The 20,807-nt window shown below is 27.9% G+C and carries 17 protein-coding genes, 1 pseudogene and 1 other annotated feature; of the genes and pseudogenes, 13 read left to right on the top strand and 5 right to left on the bottom strand.

Features of this window, described 5'->3' with window-relative positions; translation table 11 throughout:
• Positions 1–91 precede the first annotated feature (91 nt).
• The 3 genes and pseudogenes from recQ (at position 92) to ACZJV1_RS11620 (ending at position 5,271) form a co-directional block, all read left to right on the top strand.
• Positions 92–2,533: a DNA helicase RecQ gene (gene recQ, locus ACZJV1_RS11630; RefSeq protein WP_463650223.1), complete on the top strand. Its 2,442-nt coding sequence runs from the start codon at positions 92–94 to the stop codon at positions 2,531–2,533.
• Between the two features lie 445 nt (positions 2,534–2,978).
• Positions 2,979–4,379: pseudogene (locus ACZJV1_RS11625) on the top strand (PTS transporter subunit EIIC); the annotation flags it as partial.
• Positions 4,380–4,479: 100 nt separating this feature from the next.
• Entirely contained in the window at positions 4,480–5,271 is a 792-nt protein-coding gene (locus ACZJV1_RS11620) for a histidine phosphatase family protein (protein WP_463650222.1), read from the top strand.
• Positions 5,272–5,316: 45 nt separating this feature from the next.
• Here ACZJV1_RS11620 and ACZJV1_RS11615 read toward each other — a convergent pair whose 3' ends face one another.
• Both ACZJV1_RS11615 and ACZJV1_RS11610 read right to left on the bottom strand, forming a co-directional pair.
• Positions 5,317–6,483, bottom strand: coding sequence for an iron-containing alcohol dehydrogenase (locus ACZJV1_RS11615; protein ID WP_463650221.1), 1,167 nt, complete (start codon positions 6,481–6,483; stop codon positions 5,317–5,319).
• A gap of 115 nt (positions 6,484–6,598) precedes the next feature.
• On the bottom strand, positions 6,599–7,975 hold the full coding sequence (locus ACZJV1_RS11610) for an aldehyde dehydrogenase (protein ID WP_463650220.1): 1,377 nt from the start codon (positions 7,973–7,975) through the stop codon (positions 6,599–6,601).
• Between the two features lie 173 nt (positions 7,976–8,148).
• Here ACZJV1_RS11610 and ACZJV1_RS11605 point away from each other — a divergent pair, with 173 nt between their 5' ends.
• From ACZJV1_RS11605 to ACZJV1_RS11595, 3 genes are all read left to right on the top strand, one after another.
• Positions 8,149–8,421: a metal-sensitive transcriptional regulator gene (locus tag ACZJV1_RS11605; RefSeq protein WP_411168064.1), complete on the top strand. Its 273-nt coding sequence runs from the start codon at positions 8,149–8,151 to the stop codon at positions 8,419–8,421.
• 72 nt (positions 8,422–8,493) lie between these two features.
• Positions 8,494–8,756 (top strand) — a binding site (T-box leader).
• A gap of 116 nt (positions 8,757–8,872) precedes the next feature.
• A complete protein-coding gene (gene asnA / locus ACZJV1_RS11600) occupies positions 8,873–9,886 on the top strand; it encodes an aspartate--ammonia ligase (protein ID WP_463650219.1) in 1,014 nt (337 codons plus the stop codon).
• Positions 9,887–10,045: 159 nt separating this feature from the next.
• Positions 10,046–10,234, top strand: a complete 189-nt coding sequence (locus tag ACZJV1_RS11595; protein WP_322413688.1) for a ferredoxin — start codon at positions 10,046–10,048, stop codon at positions 10,232–10,234.
• A gap of 37 nt (positions 10,235–10,271) precedes the next feature.
• Here the strand turns inward: ACZJV1_RS11595 and ACZJV1_RS11590 are convergent, their stop codons facing one another.
• A complete protein-coding gene (locus tag ACZJV1_RS11590; protein ID WP_411168062.1) occupies positions 10,272–10,748 on the bottom strand; it encodes a threonine/serine exporter family protein in 477 nt (158 codons plus the stop codon).
• Position 10,749: 1 nt separating this feature from the next.
• On the bottom strand, positions 10,750–11,514 hold the full coding sequence (locus ACZJV1_RS11585) for a threonine/serine exporter family protein (protein ID WP_460287499.1): 765 nt from the start codon (positions 11,512–11,514) through the stop codon (positions 10,750–10,752).
• 213 nt (positions 11,515–11,727) lie between these two features.
• Between ACZJV1_RS11585 and ACZJV1_RS11580 the strand changes: the two genes are divergently transcribed.
• From ACZJV1_RS11580 to ACZJV1_RS11565, 4 genes are all read left to right on the top strand, one after another.
• Positions 11,728–12,966 (top strand): serine hydroxymethyltransferase, encoded by a 1,239-nt coding sequence (locus tag ACZJV1_RS11580; RefSeq protein ID WP_463650218.1) that lies wholly within the window; start codon positions 11,728–11,730, stop codon positions 12,964–12,966.
• A gap of 168 nt (positions 12,967–13,134) precedes the next feature.
• Positions 13,135–14,601 carry a methyl-accepting chemotaxis protein gene (locus ACZJV1_RS11575; RefSeq protein ID WP_463650217.1) on the top strand — a complete coding sequence of 489 codons (1,467 nt, stop codon included), beginning with the start codon at positions 13,135–13,137 and terminating at the stop codon, positions 14,599–14,601.
• Between the two features lie 62 nt (positions 14,602–14,663).
• The gene (locus ACZJV1_RS11570) at positions 14,664–15,419 is read left to right on the top strand and encodes an exodeoxyribonuclease III (RefSeq protein ID WP_463650216.1); all 756 of its coding nucleotides are present in this window, start codon (positions 14,664–14,666) and stop codon (positions 15,417–15,419) included.
• 294 nt (positions 15,420–15,713) lie between these two features.
• Positions 15,714–16,673, top strand: a complete 960-nt coding sequence (locus tag ACZJV1_RS11565; RefSeq protein ID WP_463650215.1) for an RsmB/NOP family class I SAM-dependent RNA methyltransferase — start codon at positions 15,714–15,716, stop codon at positions 16,671–16,673.
• Positions 16,674–16,786: 113 nt separating this feature from the next.
• Here the strand turns inward: ACZJV1_RS11565 and ACZJV1_RS11560 are convergent, their stop codons facing one another.
• A complete protein-coding gene (locus ACZJV1_RS11560; RefSeq protein ID WP_460287495.1) occupies positions 16,787–17,929 on the bottom strand; it encodes an amidase domain-containing protein in 1,143 nt (380 codons plus the stop codon).
• Positions 17,930–18,088: 159 nt separating this feature from the next.
• On the opposite strand from ACZJV1_RS11560, the gene ACZJV1_RS11555 reads away from it, so the two are divergent.
• From ACZJV1_RS11555 to ymfI, 3 genes are read left to right on the top strand one after another with little or no spacing between them, the layout of a single operon-like run.
• The gene (locus tag ACZJV1_RS11555) at positions 18,089–19,060 is read left to right on the top strand and encodes a metallophosphoesterase (RefSeq protein WP_463650214.1); all 972 of its coding nucleotides are present in this window, start codon (positions 18,089–18,091) and stop codon (positions 19,058–19,060) included.
• A 14-nt stretch (positions 19,061–19,074) separates the two neighbouring features.
• Positions 19,075–20,007: a dipeptidase gene (locus ACZJV1_RS11550; RefSeq protein WP_463650213.1), complete on the top strand. Its 933-nt coding sequence runs from the start codon at positions 19,075–19,077 to the stop codon at positions 20,005–20,007.
• 27 nt (positions 20,008–20,034) lie between these two features.
• A complete protein-coding gene (gene ymfI / locus ACZJV1_RS11545; RefSeq protein WP_463650212.1) occupies positions 20,035–20,778 on the top strand; it encodes an elongation factor P 5-aminopentanone reductase in 744 nt (247 codons plus the stop codon).
• The last annotated feature ends 29 nt before the right edge of the window (positions 20,779–20,807 follow it).

Here is a 20,807-nt window from a genome sequence, read left to right as displayed (position 1 = left end):
AAAATTTATTTTATGTATTAAGAACGTATGTTTTGTCTATGATTATAATATATTTAAAGAAGTAGCTTTACTTTAGTAAGGAGTGTTTAATTTGACTGATAGAAGTTTAGAAATATTAGAAAAATATTATGGCTATAAGAGTTTTAGAAAAGGACAAGAAAGTATAATAAAAAGTATTTTAAATAAAAGTGATGTATTAGCAATTATGCCAACAGGTGGAGGAAAGTCTATTTGTTATCAAATACCAGCTTTATTACTTGAAGGAATCACTATAGTAATATCGCCACTTATATCTTTAATGAAAGATCAAGTGGATACAATAAAACAAATGGGAATAGAATCTACATATCTAAATAGTTCATTAAGCTCAAAGGAATTTAATGAAATAATAAGTAACATAAAAGAGAATAAATATAAAATAATATATGTTGCTCCAGAAAGATTAGAGTCTTATGAATTTATTATGGCAATAACAGAATGTAAAATAAGTCAAATTGCAATAGATGAAGCACATTGTGTATCTCAATGGGGACATGACTTTAGATCAAGCTATAGAAGAGTAAAAAAGTTTATTGATATGCTTAGTATAAGACCTATAATAACAGCTTTTACTGCAACGGCAACAGAAGAAGTAAAAAAAGATATAATTAGTTTACTTGGACTTAGAAATCCCAATTTATTTATAACAGGATTTGATAGAGAAAATTTATTTATTAATATAGAAAAAGGAAATGATAAAAAAAGCTATATACTGAAATATATAGATAATAACAAAGATAATTCAGGGATAATATATGCAGCAACAAGAAAAGATGTAGATTATATTTATGATCTTTTAACCTCCAAGGGTTATAATGCTGGAAAATATCATGCGGGATTAAATGATGATGTAAGAAAAGAATATCAAGAGGATTTTATAAAGGATAAACTTACTATAATGGTTGCAACTAATGCATTTGGAATGGGAATAGATAAACCAAATATAAGATTTGTAATTCACTATAATATGCCACAAAATATTGAAGGATATTATCAAGAAATAGGTAGAGCAGGAAGAGATGGAGAGAAAAGTGAATGTGTTTTACTATTTTCTCCTGGAGATATACATACACAAAAATATCTTATTGAAGCTAGTGTAGAAAACGAACCTAGAAAGATAAACAAATATAAGAAATTACAACAGATGGTTGATTTGATTTATAGTAATAGTTGTTATAGAAAGTATATTTTAAATTATTTCGGAGATGAAATTGAAGAGGATTGTAATAATTGTGGTAACTGTTTAAGTGAAGGTGAGGTTGTAGATAAAACTATAGATGCTCAAAAGGTTTTATCTTGTATATATAGAATGAAAAGAGGATTTGGAACAACAATGTTAATTGATGTTCTAAGAGGATCCAAGAATAATAAGGTAGTATCAGCAGGCTTTGATAAACTATCTACTTATGGAATTATGAAAGAATATAAAAATGAGAAACTAAAGGAATTTATTAACACTTTAATATCACATGGCTTTTTAGAATCTGTTGAAGGAACATATCCTATTTTAAGGCTTAATAATAGATCAGTTAAAGTATTAAAGGGAGAGGAGCAGGTATTATTAAAGGAAGTTAAGATTGTAAGAAAGTTAGAAGCAAATAATGAATTATTCGAATTATTAAGAGAGTTAAGGCTAAATATTTCTAGAGAAGAAAATGTGCCACCATATGTAATATTTGGTGATGGTACATTGAAAGAAATGACTGTGAAATATCCATTAGATAAAGATTCTATGTTAGATATTTCAGGTGTTGGAGAAACTAAGTTTAATAAATATGGAGAAAGATTTATTGAAGTTATTAAGAATTATGTTGAAGTAAATAATATTAAGATTAGCAATCAGAAGGATAAAAACGATAATTATATAGAGGATGAAGAATTTTTTGAAGTAAAAAGCGATAAAGAGTTACTAGATAGACTATATTTACTAAGAAGTGAGTTTGCAAAAAAAGAAAGAACTATACCTAGTATGATAATTAGTAAAAATTCTTTAAAAGAAATTAGTGGTAGATACCCATGTAATGACGAAGAGCTAAAGGACATCGCAGGGGTAGGACCTAAAAAAATAATATCTTATGGAGAAGAAATACTTAAAGAAGTTAAGAGATATTTAATAGAAAAGGATATAGATAGAGTCTGGAAGGAAAAAAAGAAAAAAAGGTTAATATTAGATGGTGAAAGCAGAAGTAATAATGAAATTGCGTTAGATTATATAAAAAGTGAAATGAGTTTAGAAGAAGTATCATTGGATTTAGAGATTTCAATTTCTACAATTTTAGGATATATAACTGATTATATACAAGAATCAGGAGATACTGTATTTAATTTAAATTTAGATAAGTATTATAATACTTATGAAGAAGAAATTATATTAGAAGCTTGCAAGAATTATGGTTATGATAAGGTGGGAGTATTAAAAAAAGCACTACCAGATAATATTAAATATGAAGGAATAAGAGCTGTTATTTTAAAAGAGTATTTTAATGTTAAATAGTAGAACAATAACTTTGTTTTAATTATGGAAGTTATGAATAAATAATTTCCATAATTAAAATAATCAATAAATTTTAAAAAATTATTGACAAATGAATTTAAAATGATATTATATAAATATAAAGTAAAAGTTTACATTTTAAATTAAATATTTGATTGTTACTGATTTTATCAGGCGAGACCTTATTCAATGCAAAGAATTGTTAATAGCATCTTTGTATTTAATAGGGTCTTATTTTTTAAAAACAATTAAATATATAAATAATAAGATGTAAGTTAGTAAAACTAATAGTATTAGGTATAATTTTTAATTATACATGTTAAAAGACAATTAAATATGGATTGTTACTGGTAAAGCAGGCGAGACCAAATTAGATAGAATAAATCAATATTCTATTTGTTTTGGGCTCGCCTTTTTTATAAATATATTTTAAGGAGGATTTTTTATGAAATATGAACAATTAGCTAAAGATATTGTGGCAAATGTAGGTGGAAAAGAAAATATTAATTCTTTGACTCACTGTATTACACGTTTACGTTTCAAATTAAAAGATGAAAATAAGGCAAATACAGATGTATTAAAAAACATGGAGGGAGTAGTTACAGTTATTAAAAGTGGTGGACAATATCAAGTTGTTATTGGTAACCATGTAACAGATGTTTTTAACGCTGTAAATGAAGTTGCTGGATTACAAAATTTATCTGAGTCTACTTCTGATACAAAAGAAGAAAAAATGAATCCATTTAATAAATTTATTGATATTATTTCAGGTATTTTTGCACCAACACTTGGTGTTTTAGCAGCAACTGGTATGCTAAAAGGATTTAATGCATTATTTTTAGCATTAGGATGGTTAACACCAGAATCAGGAACTTATCAAATTATACAAGCTATAGGGGACTCATTATTTTATTTCTTCCCAATATTCTTAGGATATAATGCATCTAAGAAATTTAAAACAAGCACTTATTTAGGTATGTTAATTGGAGCTGCATTAGTATATCCAAGTATATTAGGTTTAATGAATGGAACACCTTTATATACTTTATTCCAAGGAACTATGTTTGAATCACCAGTTTATATTACTTTCTTAGGTATTCCAGTAATATTAATGAATTATACATCAAGCGTAATTCCAATTATAGTTGCAACATACTTTGGTGGAAAAATAGAAAACGGATTCAAAAAGATAATTCCAGATGTTGTAAAAACATTCTTAGTACCATTATTCACTTTATTAGTAATAGTACCATTAACATTTATTGTAATTGGACCAATAACAACATGGTTAAGTAAAATGGTAGGAACAGGATCACTTTCTCTTTATAACTTCTCACCAATAATAGCAGGTTTATTATTAGGTGCATTCTGGCAAGTGTTTGTAATCTTTGGATTACATTGGGGCCTAATTCCAATAATGTTATTAAATATGTCAACTATGGGATATGATTCAGTATTAGCACCAATGTTTGCAGCATCATTTGCACAAACAGCAGTAGTAATAGCTATATTCATTAAGACAAAAGATAAGAAGATGAAATCATTATCAATACCTGCAATTATATCAGGGTTCTTTGGAGTAACAGAACCAGCTATTTATGGTATTACACTGCCAAGAATCAAGACATTTGTAATAAGCTGTATTGGAGGAGCAGTTGGAGGAGCAATCATTGGATTTATGGGAGTTAAACAATATACAATGGGTGGACTTGGATCTTTCGGATTCTTTAACTATATAAATCCAGCAAATGGAGATACTAGTGGAGCAATTAACGCATTAATTGCAGTTGGTGTAGCTATGTTAGTTAGCTTTGTATTAACATTTGTTATGTATAAAGATGAAGAAGTAAAATAAAGAAATATAAAAGTTTATAAACTTCTTTAATGTATAAGCAAGATTTGGAATAAAATAAATTTGAAAATTAGAAATTTTAAGGGGAAAAATTATGAAAAAAAGATTATTATCATTATGCTTAGTTGGAGTACTATCTGTATTATCAGTAGGATGTGCTTCAAATACAGATAAAAAGGTAGAGGCTCCAAAAGAGACTAAGCCAGTTGAAATATATTTGACAAGACACGGGAAAACTATGTTAAATACAACTGAAAGAATGCAAGGATGGAGTGATGCTCCTCTTACACAACCAGGTATAGATGTGGCTGAACAATTAGGAAAAGGACTTGCTGCAGAGGAAATTAAATTTGATGCTGCTTATTCTAGTGATAGTGGACGTGCTATAGAAACTGCTAATATCGTTTTAGATAAAAGTGGACAATCAGATTTAAAAGTAACTCAAAGCAAAAATTTAAGGGAAGTATCATTTGGAATTTATGAAGGAGAGAAAACAGAAGTTACATGGACAGAAGTAGCAAAAGCTAACAATATGACTTTTGAAGAATTTATGAAAACTTTCGATATGCCAAGAAACCTTGATATGAATGCAAAAATGCCAGGAAATGATATGGCTGAAAGCAATGAAGAACTTTCTCAAAGAGTTAAACCTGAAATGGATAAAATTGCAAAGGAAACAGAAGCTAATGGTGGTGGAAAGGTATTAATTGTATCACATGGTATTACAATAATGAATTTCTTAGAACAAATATCACCTGGAAGCACAAAGGAGCTTACTTCAGGGTTAAAAAATGCTAGTGTATGTAAAGTAGTTTATCAAGATGGAAAATACACTGTTGAATCAGTAAATGATATGAGCTACGTAGAAAAAGGAAAAAATAAATAATTCTTATAATAAAAAAATGGCACCTCTTGAAGAGATGCCATTTTTTTATAGAGCTAATTTAAAAATTTCTTTAGCTTCTTTATATCTAATTTCAACAAAATTACCTACATGATCACAATGAGCTACTAGCTTCTTAGACATCTCATCTATATACTTTTCATCTATGTTTACGTGACTTAATCTAGTTGGTAATTCAATTTTAGTAAAGAAGTTTTCAAGGGATTCAATACCACGCAAAGCAGTTTCCTCAAGGTCATTGATATTTATATCAATATCAAAAACTCTATTTGCAAACTGAGCAAATCTATTTACATCATGTTTATAAACGTACTTCATCCAAGCAGGGAAAATAATTGCAAGTCCAGTACCATGAGCTATATCATAAATCCCGCTTAATTCATGTTCTATATCATGAGTTGCCCAATCACCGATTCTTCCCATACTTAACCAATCATTATGAGCAACCATTCCAGATAACATTATTTCTGCTCTTGCATTATAATCATTAGGGTTTATATTTAATCTTAACGCATTGTCTATTATAGCCTTTAATGTGCTTTCACATAATCTATCAGTTAAATCAACATGTTTTTCATTTGTAAAGTATCTTTCTAATATATGAGCGAACATATCAGCAATACCACAAGAAGTTTGATATTTTGGAAGAGTAAAAGTAAGCTCTGGATTTAATATAGAAAATACAGGTCTTAATGTAGGATGTCCAGTACTTCTTTTAAATAAACCATCTTCATTTGTTATAACACAGCCAGAACTTGTTTCACTTCCAGCAGCTGGTATAGTTAATATTGTTGCAAGTTGAAGACATTTATGATCTATAGGAGTTCCTAAAAATAAATCCCACACATCACCATTATAATTAACTCCAGCAGCAATAGCCTTAGCAGAATCTATAACACTACCACCACCTACTGCTAATATAAAATCTATATTATGCTTTCTACAAATATCTATACCTTCTCTCACAAGAGAAACTCTAGGATTAGGTTTAACTCCAGAAAGTTCTATTACTTCTATATTTTCATTTTTTAATGAGTTTAAAACTTTATCATATAAGCCAGTAGATTTTATACTACCACCACCATAGTGAAGTAAAACTTTACTAGAATATTTTTTTATTTCTGAACCAATACTATTTTCAGTGTCTTTTCCAAAGATAATTTGAGTTCCATTTTTATAATTAAAATTTCTCATAAAGGCCTCCTTATATTTAAATATTAGAATATAGATATATAATACTCCAATAAAGAAAAGGTTTCAATAAATATAAAAATATTATACATAATTAATATGAAGTGGATTTAAGCATCTATTTCATAACTTTTTTTAATAAATTAATTTTATTGTTATAAGGTGCGAATTTAATAGGAAACTCTATAAAGGTTCCTCTTTTAATTACAGATTTTTTATGGGTAAAGATATCAAAACTAGCTTTTCCATGATAAGCTCCCATACCACTAGGACCAACTCCACCAAAAGGTAAATATGAAGAAGCAACATGAATAATTGTATCGTTTATTGTGACTCCTCCAGAAGTGGTGGAGTTTAACATCTTTTCTACTGAAGAAGAATCTTCTGAAAAATAATATAGAGCAAGAGGTTTATCATTATTTGTTACATAATTAATAGCTTCATCAATAGTTGAATACTCTAAAATAGGAAGTATAGGACCAAAAATCTCTTCTTCCATAATGGAGCTATTATTTTTAATATTTGTAAGAATGGTTGGAGCTAAATATAAGTCTTTTTCATCAGACTTTCCACCAAAATAAATATCCCCATCTTTTAAATAACTTTTAAGTCTTAATAATGATTGTTCATTTACTATTCTAGGAAAGTCAGGACTTAATTTTATGTCATTTCCAAATTGAGATACTAATTCTCCTTTAAGCTCACTTAGTAGTTTTTCTTTGACATCCTTTTGGACTAGTATATAATCTGGAGCCACACAAGTTTGTCCTGCATTTAAAAATTTACCCCAAACAATTCTTTTAGCAGCTAAGCCTAACTTAGCTGTATTATCTATAATACAAGGACTTTTTCCACCAAGCTCCAAGGTAATTGGAATAAGGTTTTTTGAGGCTTTTTCCATAACTATTTTTCCTACTCGAACGCTTCCAGTAAAAAATATATAGTCAAACTTTAAATCTAATAAATAAGATACTGTATCTTTACCGTCTAAAGGATTAACAACTCTTATATAGTTTGACTCAAAATTATTATTAATTATTTTTTCTAGTAATAAAGAGATGTTTTTAGTGTTTTCAGAAGGCTTAATAATAGCACAGTTTCCTGCAGATATAGCACCTATTAAAGGAGCTATAACTAGTTGGAAAGGATAATTAAATGGGCCAATTATTAAAGTAACACCATAAGGATCTTTATATATATAGCTTCTAGCTGGAAAATGAACTAATGGACTTCTTCTTTTTTCTTTCTTAGACCACTTTTTTAAGTTTTTTATATGAAGATTTAATTCATCATATACTATTCCTATTTCAGTAGCATAGCTTTCAAAATTAGATTTTCTTAAATCTTTATAAAGAGCATCCATTATATCTTTTTCATTTTCTTTAATTAATATTTTTAATTTTTTTAAATTATTTATTCTATAATCAATATCTTTTGTTTTAGAAGAATTAAAAAAGTCTTTTTGACTATTAAATATATTTAAAATTTTCTCCATAAAAACCTCCATAAAATTTATCAAATAAAAATAACTATAGTATATATAACTTTATTATATCACTATAATTATAAATAAATATAATTTAAGGATATATTAAGTTGAATAGTTATATACATAAATGTTAAAATATAAATACCCTATAGAGGTATAGTAACATGGAGGTTTAAATTATGGAAGAAGAAAATGAAAAGCTAAGAAAAGATATAGTAAATAGATTAAAAAGAATAGAAGGTCAAGTAAAGGGAATTCAAGGAATGATGGAGAAAAATGTTTGCTGCTCAGATATTTTAGTTCAAATTTCGGCTATTAGATCGGCAATAAACAGAGTTGGAGGATTAACTATTGAATACTATGCTAATAACTGTTTAGGTATTGAAGAAGGGTCCTCTGAACAAGAAACTTTAAAGCAACTTATAAAAACCATAAATACTTTTGTAAAATAATAACTTTAAAAATTTAAAATTTACTATTTACAATTTGTTTATAAAATGATATTATTCATATAAATAATTGAATTACAGGCTATGATGAGAAGAAGTAAAATTAATGTATCTTTTCAGAGAGTTCTACATTAGCTGTGAGTAGAATAAGAAAATTAATTTGAATAACATCTCTGAGCCGTGCCCCGAAAGATTACAACTAGTAGGCGGTAACCGGGTTGCACCCGTTATAGTGCTAGAGTATCTAAGTAAATTTTACTTACGTACTTGAAGAGGCTATTGCTGTGAGGTAATAGTGAATTAAGGTGGTAACATGGAGTATAACTTTCATCCTTTTATATATTTTTATAAAAGGATGAAAGTTTTTTTATTGCAATAAAATCGTTAAGCTATGATATATCTTTAAAATATGGGAATTTGGTTATTTAAACTTATTTAGAGGAGGAAATTTAAAATGAAAGTAGAAGGAATAATAATACCAGAAGGCTACAAAAGTAGCACAACATTAATTGAAACAGAGGTTCATATTAAAAAAATTAAGGATTTTTTTGAAAGAGCATTAGCAGAAAACCTAAGTTTAACAAGAGTTTCAGCACCTCTTTTTGTTGAATCTGGAAATGGTTTAAATGATACTTTAAATGGAGTAGAAAGACCTGTTAAATTTGATATATTAGCTACAGGAGAAGATGTAGAAATAGTTCATTCATTATCAAAGTGGAAAAGACTAAGTCTTCACAGATATGGTTTTAAAGTATCAGAAGGATTATACACTGATATGAATGCAATAAGAAGAGATGAAGAGTTAGATAATATTCATTCAGTTTATGTAGATCAATGGGATTGGGAATTAGTTATAGATAAAAAAGATAGAACTGAAGATAAATTAAAGGAAATAGTAAGAAAAATTTATACTGCTTTTAAAGATACTGAAAAATATGTTCATAAGGATTTAATAGAGGGAGAGGAAAGGCTTCCAGAAGAAATATTCTTTATTACCACTCAAGAACTAGAAGATGAATATCCAAATCTTACTCCTAAGGAAAGAGAAGATGTAATATGTAAAGAACATAAGGCAGTATTTTTAATGAAGGTTGGTGGAGTTTTAAAATCAGGGGAAAAGCATGATGGAAGAAGTCCAGACTATGATGATTGGAACTTAAATGGAGATATACTGTTCTGGTATCCTCTTTTAGACAGAGCTATAGAATTGTCTTCTATGGGGATACGAGTTGATGAAGAGGCTTTAGATTATCAACTTAAAGTTTCAGGAAATGATGATAGAAGAAAGTTAAACTTTCATAAGATGCTATTAAATGGAGAATTACCATATACAATAGGTGGCGGAATAGGCCAATCTAGAATTTGTATGTATTTTTTAAACAAAGCTCATATAGGAGAAGTACAAGCAAGTACATGGGACGAAAAAAATTTAAAAATATGTGAAGAAAATGATATAAAATTATTATAAAATGTTTCTAAATAATAATTAATATCAATTAAAACTTCTAATTAAACAATATTCTTGACAAATTAAAATAAATATTTATAATTAGGTTATATTAATTATTTATAAAAATAAAGTAATTTTTAAATATTAAAAATTAAATAAATTGAGGAGGGGAATTACATGAAGGCATTTGTTGACGAAAATACATGTATATCTTGTGGACTTTGTGAAGGAGTTTGCCCAGAGGTATTTTCATTAGAATCAGGAGTTTCAGTTGCTATAGAAGGTACTGTAGCACCAGAATTAGAAGAAGCAACAAGAGAAGCTTGTGAAGGTTGTCCAGTAACAGCTATTTCAATAGAAGAATAGTTTGAAAAGCCATACACTAATATGATAGTGTATGGCTTTATTTAAATATTTTTCTTCTTGCACGTCTTTCCAACTCTTTAAATTCCCTATTTTTCTTAGCGGACATTAAAAGTCTAGTAAGGGTTGACACCAAAATAACCCCAAGAGCAAGTGACCCTGCATTAGCAAGAGTAGTTAGCCCGGTTTCAAGAGATTTCATTATGTTACCAGTTACCGCTTCATACATAGTGTAATACATTCCTCCACCAGGAACTAATGGTATTAAGGCACAAATTATTAAAGTAGTTACAGGAGTTTTTAATATTCTTGCTAATATTTCTGAATATATACTAAATATAATTGCAGATATAAAAAATGAAGAGGTTACATTAAAGCCTAAACTTTGGCAATAGAGACTTATAAACCAGCTTATCCCACCGCCTAAAGCAGCATAAAATAATTTCTGTCCTTTTATATTAAAAAGTATTCCAAAACCAAGGGTAGAAAAGAAGGCAAATAGTGATTGTATAAACATATTAAAGTCCTCCAAAAGTAGAAATCCAAAAACTAAGAACAGCCCCTGTACCAACAGCTATAGATATAGCTACTAGAAAAGCTTCAGCAGCTCTTGTAAGTCCAGCTAGTAAATCACCAGAAATAGTGTCTCTAATTGCATTAGTTATTGCAAGCCCAGGAACTAAAAGCATTATAGATCCTATTATAGTTTTATCTATATCATTTATAAATCCTAGTTTTAAGAATATAATAGCCATTATAGCTGCTATTCCAGCAGAAATACTGTTTATAAAAAATTGATTTATTTCAAGGCTAGAAAATTTTATGGATATTGATTTTATAACAAGACCAACAAAAAATGCAGCAATAGCCTCTCTTAATTTACCTCCAAATAAAAATACAAAACAAAAAGCACCTAAAGCAGAAATTAAAATGGCTATTTTATTATTGTATCTATCACCATTATTTATAATTTGAAGTTGAGTTTTTAATTCAGACACAGACAAATCTCTAGCAATAATATTCCTAGATAAATCATTTACTTTATCCACCCTATCTAGATCTATGGTTCGTGTTGATACTCTTCTTATTAAAGAATATGTTTTACCATCGTTGCATACAGAAACCATAATACCAGTTGGTGTTACAAAGCTTTCAGCCTCTTCTACACCGTAAATTTTACAAATTCTCCATATTATCTCTTCAGCTCTATAGGTTTCTCCACCAGATTCAAGCATTATTTTACCAGCAAAAGTTGCAACGTGAAGTATTTCATTCATATCCATAATTCTTAGCTCCTTATAATTCATAAAATTTCTTAAGTATTATAACATAAAGGCATTAAGTATAGTATATACTACTTTGTAGAATTAATAATATATATATTATTAATAAATTATTTTTGAAATTTATAGAAAATAAGAATAAAATACAAATATTAATTGATTATTAGATAAATTATATTTATAATTTATTAAAAAAGGATTTGGGGTGACAATATGAATTTTGAAAAAATTTCAAAAGAAGATAAAGTAATTTACCAACTAATAGAAAAAGAACTTAATAGGCAAAAAGAAGGAATAGAATTAATTGCATCAGAAAATTTTGCATCAGAGGCAGTTATGGAAGCTATGGGCTCATATCTTACAAATAAGTACGCAGAAGGATATCCTAACAAGAGGTATTATGGTGGATGTCATGTAGTTGATGAAGTTGAAGATATAGCAAGAGAAAGAGCCAAGGAATTATTTGGGGCTGATCATGCAAATGTTCAACCACATTCAGGTTCACAAGCCAATATGGCTGTTTATCTATCAACACTTGAGCCAGGAGATACTGTTTTAGGAATGGATTTAAGTCATGGTGGACACTTAACTCACGGATCACCAGTGAATTTTTCAGGAAAATTATTTAACTTTATTTCATATGGAGTTGATAAAGTAACTGAAACTATTGATTATGATTTAGTTAGAGAAATTGCTATTAAACATAAACCAAAGCTTATAGTAGCAGGAGCAAGTGCATATGCAAGAGTTATAGATTTTAAAAAATTTAGAGAAATTTGTGATGAAGTTGGAGCTTACTTTATGGTAGATATGGCTCATATAGCAGGTCTTATTGCAGCTGGAATACATCCATCACCAGTGCCATATGCTGATTTTGTAACTTCAACAACACATAAAACTTTAAGAGGTCCTAGGGGTGGTTTAATTCTTTGTAGAGAAAAATATGCAAAGCAAATAGATAAGACTATATTCCCAGGAATTCAAGGAGGACCTCTTATACATACAATAGCAGCGAAGGCAGTATGTTTTAAAGAAGCTTTAGATCCTAGCTATAAGGAATATATGCAAAATGTAGTTAATAACTGCAAAATTCTATCTGATGAGTTGATTAAATATGACTTTAAAATTGTTTCTGGTGGAACAGATAATCATTTAATACTTCTAGATTTAACCAATAAAGATGTTACAGGAAAAGATGCAGAAATACTTTTAGATAGCATAGGTATAACAGTAAATAAAAATACAGTTCCAAATGAAACTAAGAGTCCATTTATAACATCTGGTATAAGGATAGGAACACCAGCTGTTACAACAAGAGGATTTAATGAAGAAGATATGAAGGAAATAGCATCTATAATTAATGATGCAATTTCTATAGAAAATCCTAAATTAGAATTATTAAAAAATAGAGTTAAAGATTTATGTGAAAAACATCCTTTATATAATAAATAATTTTAGGTTAGTTATCTGATATTAAAAAAGTAGTAATATGTAAATAGTATTCATGTAATATTATTTGTTACATATTGCTACTATTTCTTTGTTTATTAATTTTAAAATTGTAAAGGTTAAAATAAAAAATACGATATTTATAAAAAAAGGAATTTAGGGGGAAACGACGTGGGAAAGAGAGTTACAGAGGTTACCAATAAGTATTTTGTTATAGCAACAACTATACTTGCAGCAACATATTCTTTAGGGTTATTAGTAATGATGCAAAAAGGAAGTATGGTTAAGGAATTTGTATACTTAGCTTTAGCAGTTATATCATTATTTACTATTTTAATGATTATATTTTATTTAAAGAACAAAAGCAATGTGAAGATAAGGCATATAGTGGTTACACCATATGCGGTTGTATATGCTATTACCTTATTTGCATCTAATTTAGTGGTAGCACCAATAGCTATTATACCTCTTATAGTTATTTGTATGGTCTATCTAGACGAAAAATTTATGGTTAGACCAATTGTAGGAGCTGCAATTTTTAATATTATTTGGGCTGTTTTAAATTTTAGCAAAGAAGGAATGAAAGCTGCAATACCAGTAGAAATGGTTTGTATCTTTATGTTTTATGTTATGGCCTATTTGATTACTAGAATATCTAATAAGATAAGATTAGAAGCAGATAAAGAAAGAGAAAAAAGTAGTAATATGGTTAAGGAGCAAGAAAAAATCTTATCAGAGATAAGAGGAGCAATTGAATTACTAGATAAAAATACAGTATCAATCTCGGGTACATTCAATACTATAGAAGAGTCATCAAGTGATATAAGCAGAGCTATTTTAGAAATTCTAAATGGTTGCGAAAGTACTACTTCTAATATTGAAGAGCAAAATAAGGCATCAAATAATATAAAGTTAGATATTGAAAGTGCGGTTGAAAATTCTAAGAATATGGAAGTTAATTTTAAAGAAAGCAGAGCAATATTTGAAAATATATTTAAGATGATTGAAGCGGTAGCTGTAAATTCTAACCATGTTAAGAATAAAAATTTAGAGGTTTATAAAACGGCTAATGAATTAAAAGAAAAAACGTCAAAGGTATTAATGATAATAGATATAATAAGAGATATTTCAGAAAAAACTAATCTTTTAGCTTTAAATGCAGCAATAGAATCAGCAAGAGCAGGAGAATATGGTAGAGGATTTTCAGTTGTTGCAGATGAAATAAGGAAGCTTGCTGAACAAAGCAAAGATTCTTCAAATGAAATAAATAATATAATAAGAGAATTAGAAAAAGAGGTATTAAATGTTTCTAATTCTATTAGTGAAGTTACGGAAATAATAAATGAAGAAGAAGTTACTGTAAAAAACACCTCTAAAGAACTTTATGAATTAACAAGTGAGTTGAATAATATGGAAGAACTTGTTAATAAAGTATCTAAAAAGATTATAGCAATAGATAGTGATAATTTAAAAATAACAGATGGAATAACTAATGTTGCTTCAATATCTGAGCAAACTTTGGCAAATTCACAAAATACAACAGCGATTGTAGAAATATTATTTAAGGAAGTCACAGATGCAAAAAGTTCATTAGATGAATTAGTAGAACTATCTAAAAGAATGAACACATATGCATAGAAGAATTTAAAAAAGGTGTTATAATATAGTTAAAATATTATAGCAAAGGAGAAGTATATAAAATGAAACTTATATCATGGAATGTTAATGGGATAAGGGCCTGTGTAACAAAAGGCTTTTTAGAATATTTTAAAGAAATGGATGCAGATATTTTTTGTATACAAGAAAGCAAGTTACAAGAAGGACAAATAAATTTAGAATTAGAAGGATATAGTCAATATTGGAATTATGCTGAGAAAAAGGGTTATTCAGGAACAGCTATTTTTACAAAGGAAAAGCCTTTAAATGTAAAATATGGGTTAGGGGTAGAGGATCATGATAAAGAAGGTAGAGTTATAACATTAGAATTTGAAAAGTTTTATATGATAACTGTATATACTCCAAATTCACAAAATGAACTTGCAAGATTAGATTATAGAATGGTTTGGGAAGATGTATTTAGAAACTACATAAAATCCTTAAATGAAATAAAACCTGTTATAGTGTGTGGGGATTTAAATGTAGCACATAAAGAAATAGATTTAAAAAATCCTAAAACTAATTTAAGAAATGCAGGTTTTACAGAAGAGGAAAGAGGAAAGTTTACTGAGTTATTAAAAGCTGGTTTTTTAGATACATTTAGATATTTTTATCCTGATAAAGAAGGAGCTTATTCTTGGTGGTCTTATAGATTTAATGCAAGAGCAAAGAATGCAGGTTGGAGAATAGATTATTTCTTAGCATCTGAGGATTTAAAAGACAAATTACAAGGAGCTGAAATTCATTCAGAAGTTTTAGGTTCTGATCATTGTCCTGTAGAGTTAACAATAAATATTTAAGCATATAAAATTATTTAAATACAATTAAAATAGATTCTATTTTATTCTTTAGGAAATTATAAAAAGATTATCATTTGAATAATTTTTTATAATTTCCTTCATTCAGTTTGTAAGTGGACATATGTAAGTTTATATTGACTTGGAGCGGAGCGACGGAAAAAGTAAACTTACATATGTCTACTTTTTTATAGCAAATAATATCTATAAGTTTAAGTTAAAAAGCAACCTAATTACATCATAATTTAGTTTATTTAAAAGTAATATATAATATAAGTAAACTATAGGGGTGATGTAGTGTCAATTAAAGAAGTTAAGAATAGCTTACCAAAGGAACTTATAGATATTTTAGAAAATATATTTACAGATGGTCAATTAGATCTAATTTATAAAAGTTTTTATAGAGGAAGAAATACTACTTTTAGAGTTAACACCTTAAATGGGAACACAAAAGAAGTAATGGATGAATTAAATATGAATAAGATAAAAGCTGTAAATCATCCATTAATCAAAAATGCATTTATAGTAAAAGGAGTAAGGGAGAGTAACTTAAGAAAATTAGAGGTTTATAAATATGGTAAAATATATTTACAAAATCTATCTTCAATGTTACCTCCTTTATTTTTAGATTTAAAAGAAGATTTAGTTATATTAGATATGTGTGCAGCACCTGGAGGAAAAAGCCTTTATATGGCGGATTTAACCCAAAATAAGGCTACTATTTTAGCTAATGATGTAAATGAAATAAGAAGAGAAAGGCTAAATTATAATATAGAAAAACAGGGAGCAAATTCTATTATTGTTTTAGGAGCTGATGGTTGTAGCATAGGTAAAAGATTGAATAGATATTTTGATAGAATTCTTTTAGATGCACCTTGTTCAGGCGAAGGTACAATGATAATAAAAAATTCTAAAGCCTATAAAGGGTGGAGTGAGAAAAAAGTAGCACTTTATGCAAAATTACAAAAAAAGCTATTCGATAGTGCTTATCATGCATTAAAGCCAGGTGGAGTTATTGTGTACTCAACTTGTACTTTAAATCCTTTTGAAAATGAAGAAATTATTGATTATGCATTAAATAAATATAGTGACTTAAAATTAGAAAATATAAATTTAGAACTTTCTAATGTTATTAGGGGTATAAGCGAATATAAGTGTAAAGCATATAATAAAGAAGTGAAAAAAACTATAAGAATAATACCAAGTGAAACTATGGAGGGTTTTTTTATAGCTAAGTTAGTTAAGAGTAAAAAATAACTTATATGATGTTTAGAAACTATATATTAAAATTTTATTTAAATATAATAAAAATAATTAAATAAGAAGAATAGAAAACTAGTTTTATATACTTTCTATTCTTCTTTTAATTTTTAGTAATGTACGTGAATTAAGTGGAATTTTATGTTATCATTACTCCATCCTAAGTCATAAGGAACAAGAAGTCTATCAGTATTATGACATGTAACTAATGGATAACCCTTAGAATCAAAGCCGGTAACTGTAGATATATGAGTAATTCTACCTTTTTTTTCATAAGCAACAAAATCTCCAGGTCTCATATTAAAAGCGGCTTTATAAGTCTGTTGATAAGATCCCTTAGCTATATAAGAGGCTCTACCACTACCAACCATATAATTTTTAAAGCCTTGTGCATTTAGCCAAGCTTTAGTACCTTCTTTTCCGGAGTAATTCCAAGCTCCATTTTTCTTAAAACCTCCGCCATCATGTAATATTTGAGAAGCAAAATTTGCACAATCTCCTCCATCAGGATTATGATTTTTATACTTTGAGTTATATTTGAAGGTGAAATTTTCATCTTCAGAAACCCCACAATATTTATGAGCATATTCTACTGCTTTTGTTAACCTCTCATTTGGAATGAATTCTGGTTGTTTTTGGGATAGTATGTATTGTCTTATTTCCTCTGATTTTATATTATTCATATCCAATGAGTCAGCAAAAGGATCAGTGTACCATTCTTTAGTAATTATATATCTATCTCCTTCTTTTTTTAAGTTAAGATAATGATTAGTACCAAGTCTAAAATGATTAATAATATCTGGTGAATCTATATAATAATAATTAAAGTCAGTTGCTACGTCACAAATTACACCATATAATCCAGGTTCTTTTTCGGCAACTTTTCTTATTTTGACTATAGATTGTAAGTCTTTAAATTTTACAGCTTGTTTTTCTGACCAATTAATTAAATATTGAGTTTTTTTTGCCTCACTTTCATATGCCCATAAACTTACTTTAATATTTAAATCATAAAATCCTTTTAAAACTTCACAGTCTCCTAAAACTATAGCCTCATTTCTTTGAGCAAATAGATTTTCCAATAAGTCTTTAAATTCTTTTTTCATTTCCTCAGAGGATAGACCATTATTTAAAAAATTAATAGCTTCTTCATCTTCATAAAATTCATCTGCAAAAGATGTAGAAAAGGGTAGTATATTAAAAGTTAATAATAGTATTAATATTAAGCTTATAGATTTATATTTAAACCTCACAAATTTCGCCTCTCTTTCGCTAAATAATACATATATGTAGTTTGTACAAAAGGCTTGAAATTTATATCTATGTTAAGCAGTATTTTTAATGGATGTTTTTAGCAAAGAAGCAATACAAATCATATAATAAAATAATATAAATTTTATAAGGGGAAATTTATGAGAAGATTAAACTATCTTTATGATAATTCAATGGAAGTGAAATTTGATAATGGAGATAATATAGTATTTATATCAGATGTTCACAGAGGAGATGGAACCTTTTACGACTCATTACTAGCAAATAGAAATATATATAAAACTGCACTATCTTATTATTATAGAAAGGGGTTTACTTATGTTGAAGTAGGAGATGGAGATGAACTTTGGAAAAATAGAAATTTTAATGATATTGCTTATTGTTATAATGATATATTTAAGTTATTTAATAAATTTAAAGAAGAAAATAGAATTTATATGATTTATGGAAATCATGATATAATTAAAAATAGAGAGACCTTTTATATTACTCAATATAAAGCTTTAAAAAGAATTGGAGCAGACTATGGGAAAAATTTCTTGAAGTTTATTAAGGATATAAAATTTTATGAAGGTATAAATTTTAAATTTAAACCAATTAATGAAAAATTTTTAGTTACTCATGGACATCAAGCAGATCCTATTAATTCAGATTATTGGTTAATATCAAGATTTTTAGTAAGGTATGTATGGAAATTTTTAAATGGCTTAGCAGGTTTTAATGATCCAACTAGTCCGGCTAAAAATAATAAAAAAGGAAGCAAGGTAGATAGGAAGCTTGAAAAGTGGGCAAAAGAAAATTCAAAAATGTTAATTTGTGGACATACCCACAATAGTAGAATGCCAGGAAAGCTTGAACCACCTTATTTTAATGATGGATGTTGTATTTTACCTTATGCTATGACTGCTATAGAAATAGAAAGTGGTAATATTTCTCTTATAAAATGGAGCGTTGAATCTCAAGAATCAGGGATTCTTTGGGTAAGAAGAAAAGTTATAACTGGTCCTCAAAGTTTAGAGGGATATTTATTATGGGCAAGAGATGAAAGGATAAGGATGATAGAAGAATCTAAAGACATAAATAAAAATTTAAATAAAAAAACAAAATGTTAAAGGAGATTTAAAGGATGAATTCAATTGATTTACATTGTGACACAGCTAGTAGGCTACTATATGAAAATTTAAAATTAAATGAAAGTATTTGCAAGGTTGATATTAAGAAGTTAAAAAAAGGTAAGGCTTTAGCACAAGTTTTTGCACATTTTATAGAACTAAATATAGTAGATAGTCCATATTTAGAATTTAAGAAAATGAATGAAGTTTTAACTAAAGAGTTAAAAGAAAACTACAATGATATTGAAATAGTAAGAAATTTGAGAGAATTGGAAGAAGTAAATAATAAAGGTAAGATAGGAGCATTTTTATCAATAGAAGAAGGTGAGGTTTTAGAAGGAAGAGTTGAAAGGGTAAAAGAGATTTATGATTTAGGAATTAGATTTGTAACTTTAACATGGAATTTTGCTAATAGTATAGGATATCCAAATGCAGGATATAAATATAAAAATGAAGGTCTAACAGATAAAGGAAAAGAGATTGTTTTTGAAATGGAAAAGTTGGGGATAGTACCAGATTGTTCTCATTTATCAGATGGTGGATTTTATGATTTAGTCCATATATGTAAAAAACCTTTTATAGCAACTCATTCAAATTCAAGAGAAATAACTAATCACTCACGAAATTTAACAGATGATATGATAGTTAAGCTTTCTAATAAAGGTGGAGTTATGGGGTTAAATTTTTGTGCACCATTTTTAGGAAAAGAAAAAGTTCCTACTATTAAATCTATGATAGAACATATAAAACATATAAGAAATATTGGAGGAATAGATGTCCTTGCCTTAGGAACAGATTTTGATGGAATTGAAAATGAAGTAGAAATAAAAAATATAGGAGAAATAGGTAATCTTAGAGAAGCATTACTTAAAGAGAAGTTTACAAATTCAGAAATAGATAAGATATTCTACAAAAATGTAAAAAGAGTAATTAAAGAATGTCTATAATATATAATAAATTCTTAGGAGAATAAAATGAAAAACTTACAAGGAAAAATAGCGCTAATAACAGGAGCGTCAAGGGGAATAGGAAAAGCTATAGCAATAGAGTTAGCTAAAGAAGGGGCAACTGTAGTTATAAATTATTCAAAGGATGATGATGGTGCAGAAACTACTTTAGCAGAGATAATTGCATTAGGTGGTTATGGGAAATTATATAAAGGAAATATATCAGATTATAATATCTGTAAAAATATGATAGACTATATAATAGAAATTTTTGGGAGAATAGATATATTAGTAAATAATGCGGGAGTATCAAATATAGGCTTATTTATGGATTCTTCAAAAGAAGATATAGATAATATTATGGGAGTAAATATTTTAGGAGTTATGTATTTAACTAAACATGCTATTCCATATATGATTTCCAAAGGAAAAGGTAATATAATTAATATATCATCTATTTGGGGGGATGTTGGAGCTTCTTGTGAAGTAATATATTCTAGTTCTAAAGGGGCTATAAATTTATTTACTAAATCCCTAGCAAAGGAAGTTGCACCAATGGGAATAAGAGTGAATGCAATTGCACCAGGTGTGATAAACACAGAAATGAATTCATTTTTATCAGAAGAAGAAAAGAATGAGCTAGAAGAAGAGATACCTATGGGGAGATTTGGTGAAGCAGCTGAAGTTGGCAAATTAGTAACTTTTATATGCAATGATTCATGTAAGTATTTAACAGGTCAAGTTATAAAGGTAGATGGAGGAATTATTTAGAGCATGAACTATACTTATATGATTTGTAT

The sequence above is a fragment of the Clostridium sp. LS3 genome, from assembly GCF_055330225.1.
This window is presented reverse-complemented; position numbering and strand designations above follow the sequence as displayed.

Coding starts and splice junctions, on each gene's coding strand:
- ACZJV1_RS11570 (WP_463650216.1), top strand. CDS start 14,664: ATGAAACTTATATCATGGAATGTTAATGGGATAAGGGCCTGTGTAACA.
- ACZJV1_RS11610 (WP_463650220.1), bottom strand. CDS start 7,975: ATGGAGAAAATTTTAAATATATTTAATAGTCAAAAAGACTTTTTTAAT.
- ACZJV1_RS11590 (WP_411168062.1), bottom strand. CDS start 10,748: ATGTTTATACAATCACTATTTGCCTTCTTTTCTACCCTTGGTTTTGGA.
- ACZJV1_RS11555 (WP_463650214.1), top strand. CDS start 18,089: ATGAGAAGATTAAACTATCTTTATGATAATTCAATGGAAGTGAAATTT.
- ACZJV1_RS11620 (WP_463650222.1), top strand. CDS start 4,480: ATGAAAAAAAGATTATTATCATTATGCTTAGTTGGAGTACTATCTGTA.
- asnA (WP_463650219.1), top strand. CDS start 8,873: ATGAAAGTAGAAGGAATAATAATACCAGAAGGCTACAAAAGTAGCACA.
- ACZJV1_RS11605 (WP_411168064.1), top strand. CDS start 8,149: ATGGAAGAAGAAAATGAAAAGCTAAGAAAAGATATAGTAAATAGATTA.
- ACZJV1_RS11595 (WP_322413688.1), top strand. CDS start 10,046: ATGAAGGCATTTGTTGACGAAAATACATGTATATCTTGTGGACTTTGT.
- ACZJV1_RS11580 (WP_463650218.1), top strand. CDS start 11,728: ATGAATTTTGAAAAAATTTCAAAAGAAGATAAAGTAATTTACCAACTA.
- ymfI (WP_463650212.1), top strand. CDS start 20,035: ATGAAAAACTTACAAGGAAAAATAGCGCTAATAACAGGAGCGTCAAGG.
- ACZJV1_RS11550 (WP_463650213.1), top strand. CDS start 19,075: ATGAATTCAATTGATTTACATTGTGACACAGCTAGTAGGCTACTATAT.
- ACZJV1_RS11615 (WP_463650221.1), bottom strand. CDS start 6,483: ATGAGAAATTTTAATTATAAAAATGGAACTCAAATTATCTTTGGAAAA.
- ACZJV1_RS11585 (WP_460287499.1), bottom strand. CDS start 11,514: ATGGATATGAATGAAATACTTCACGTTGCAACTTTTGCTGGTAAAATA.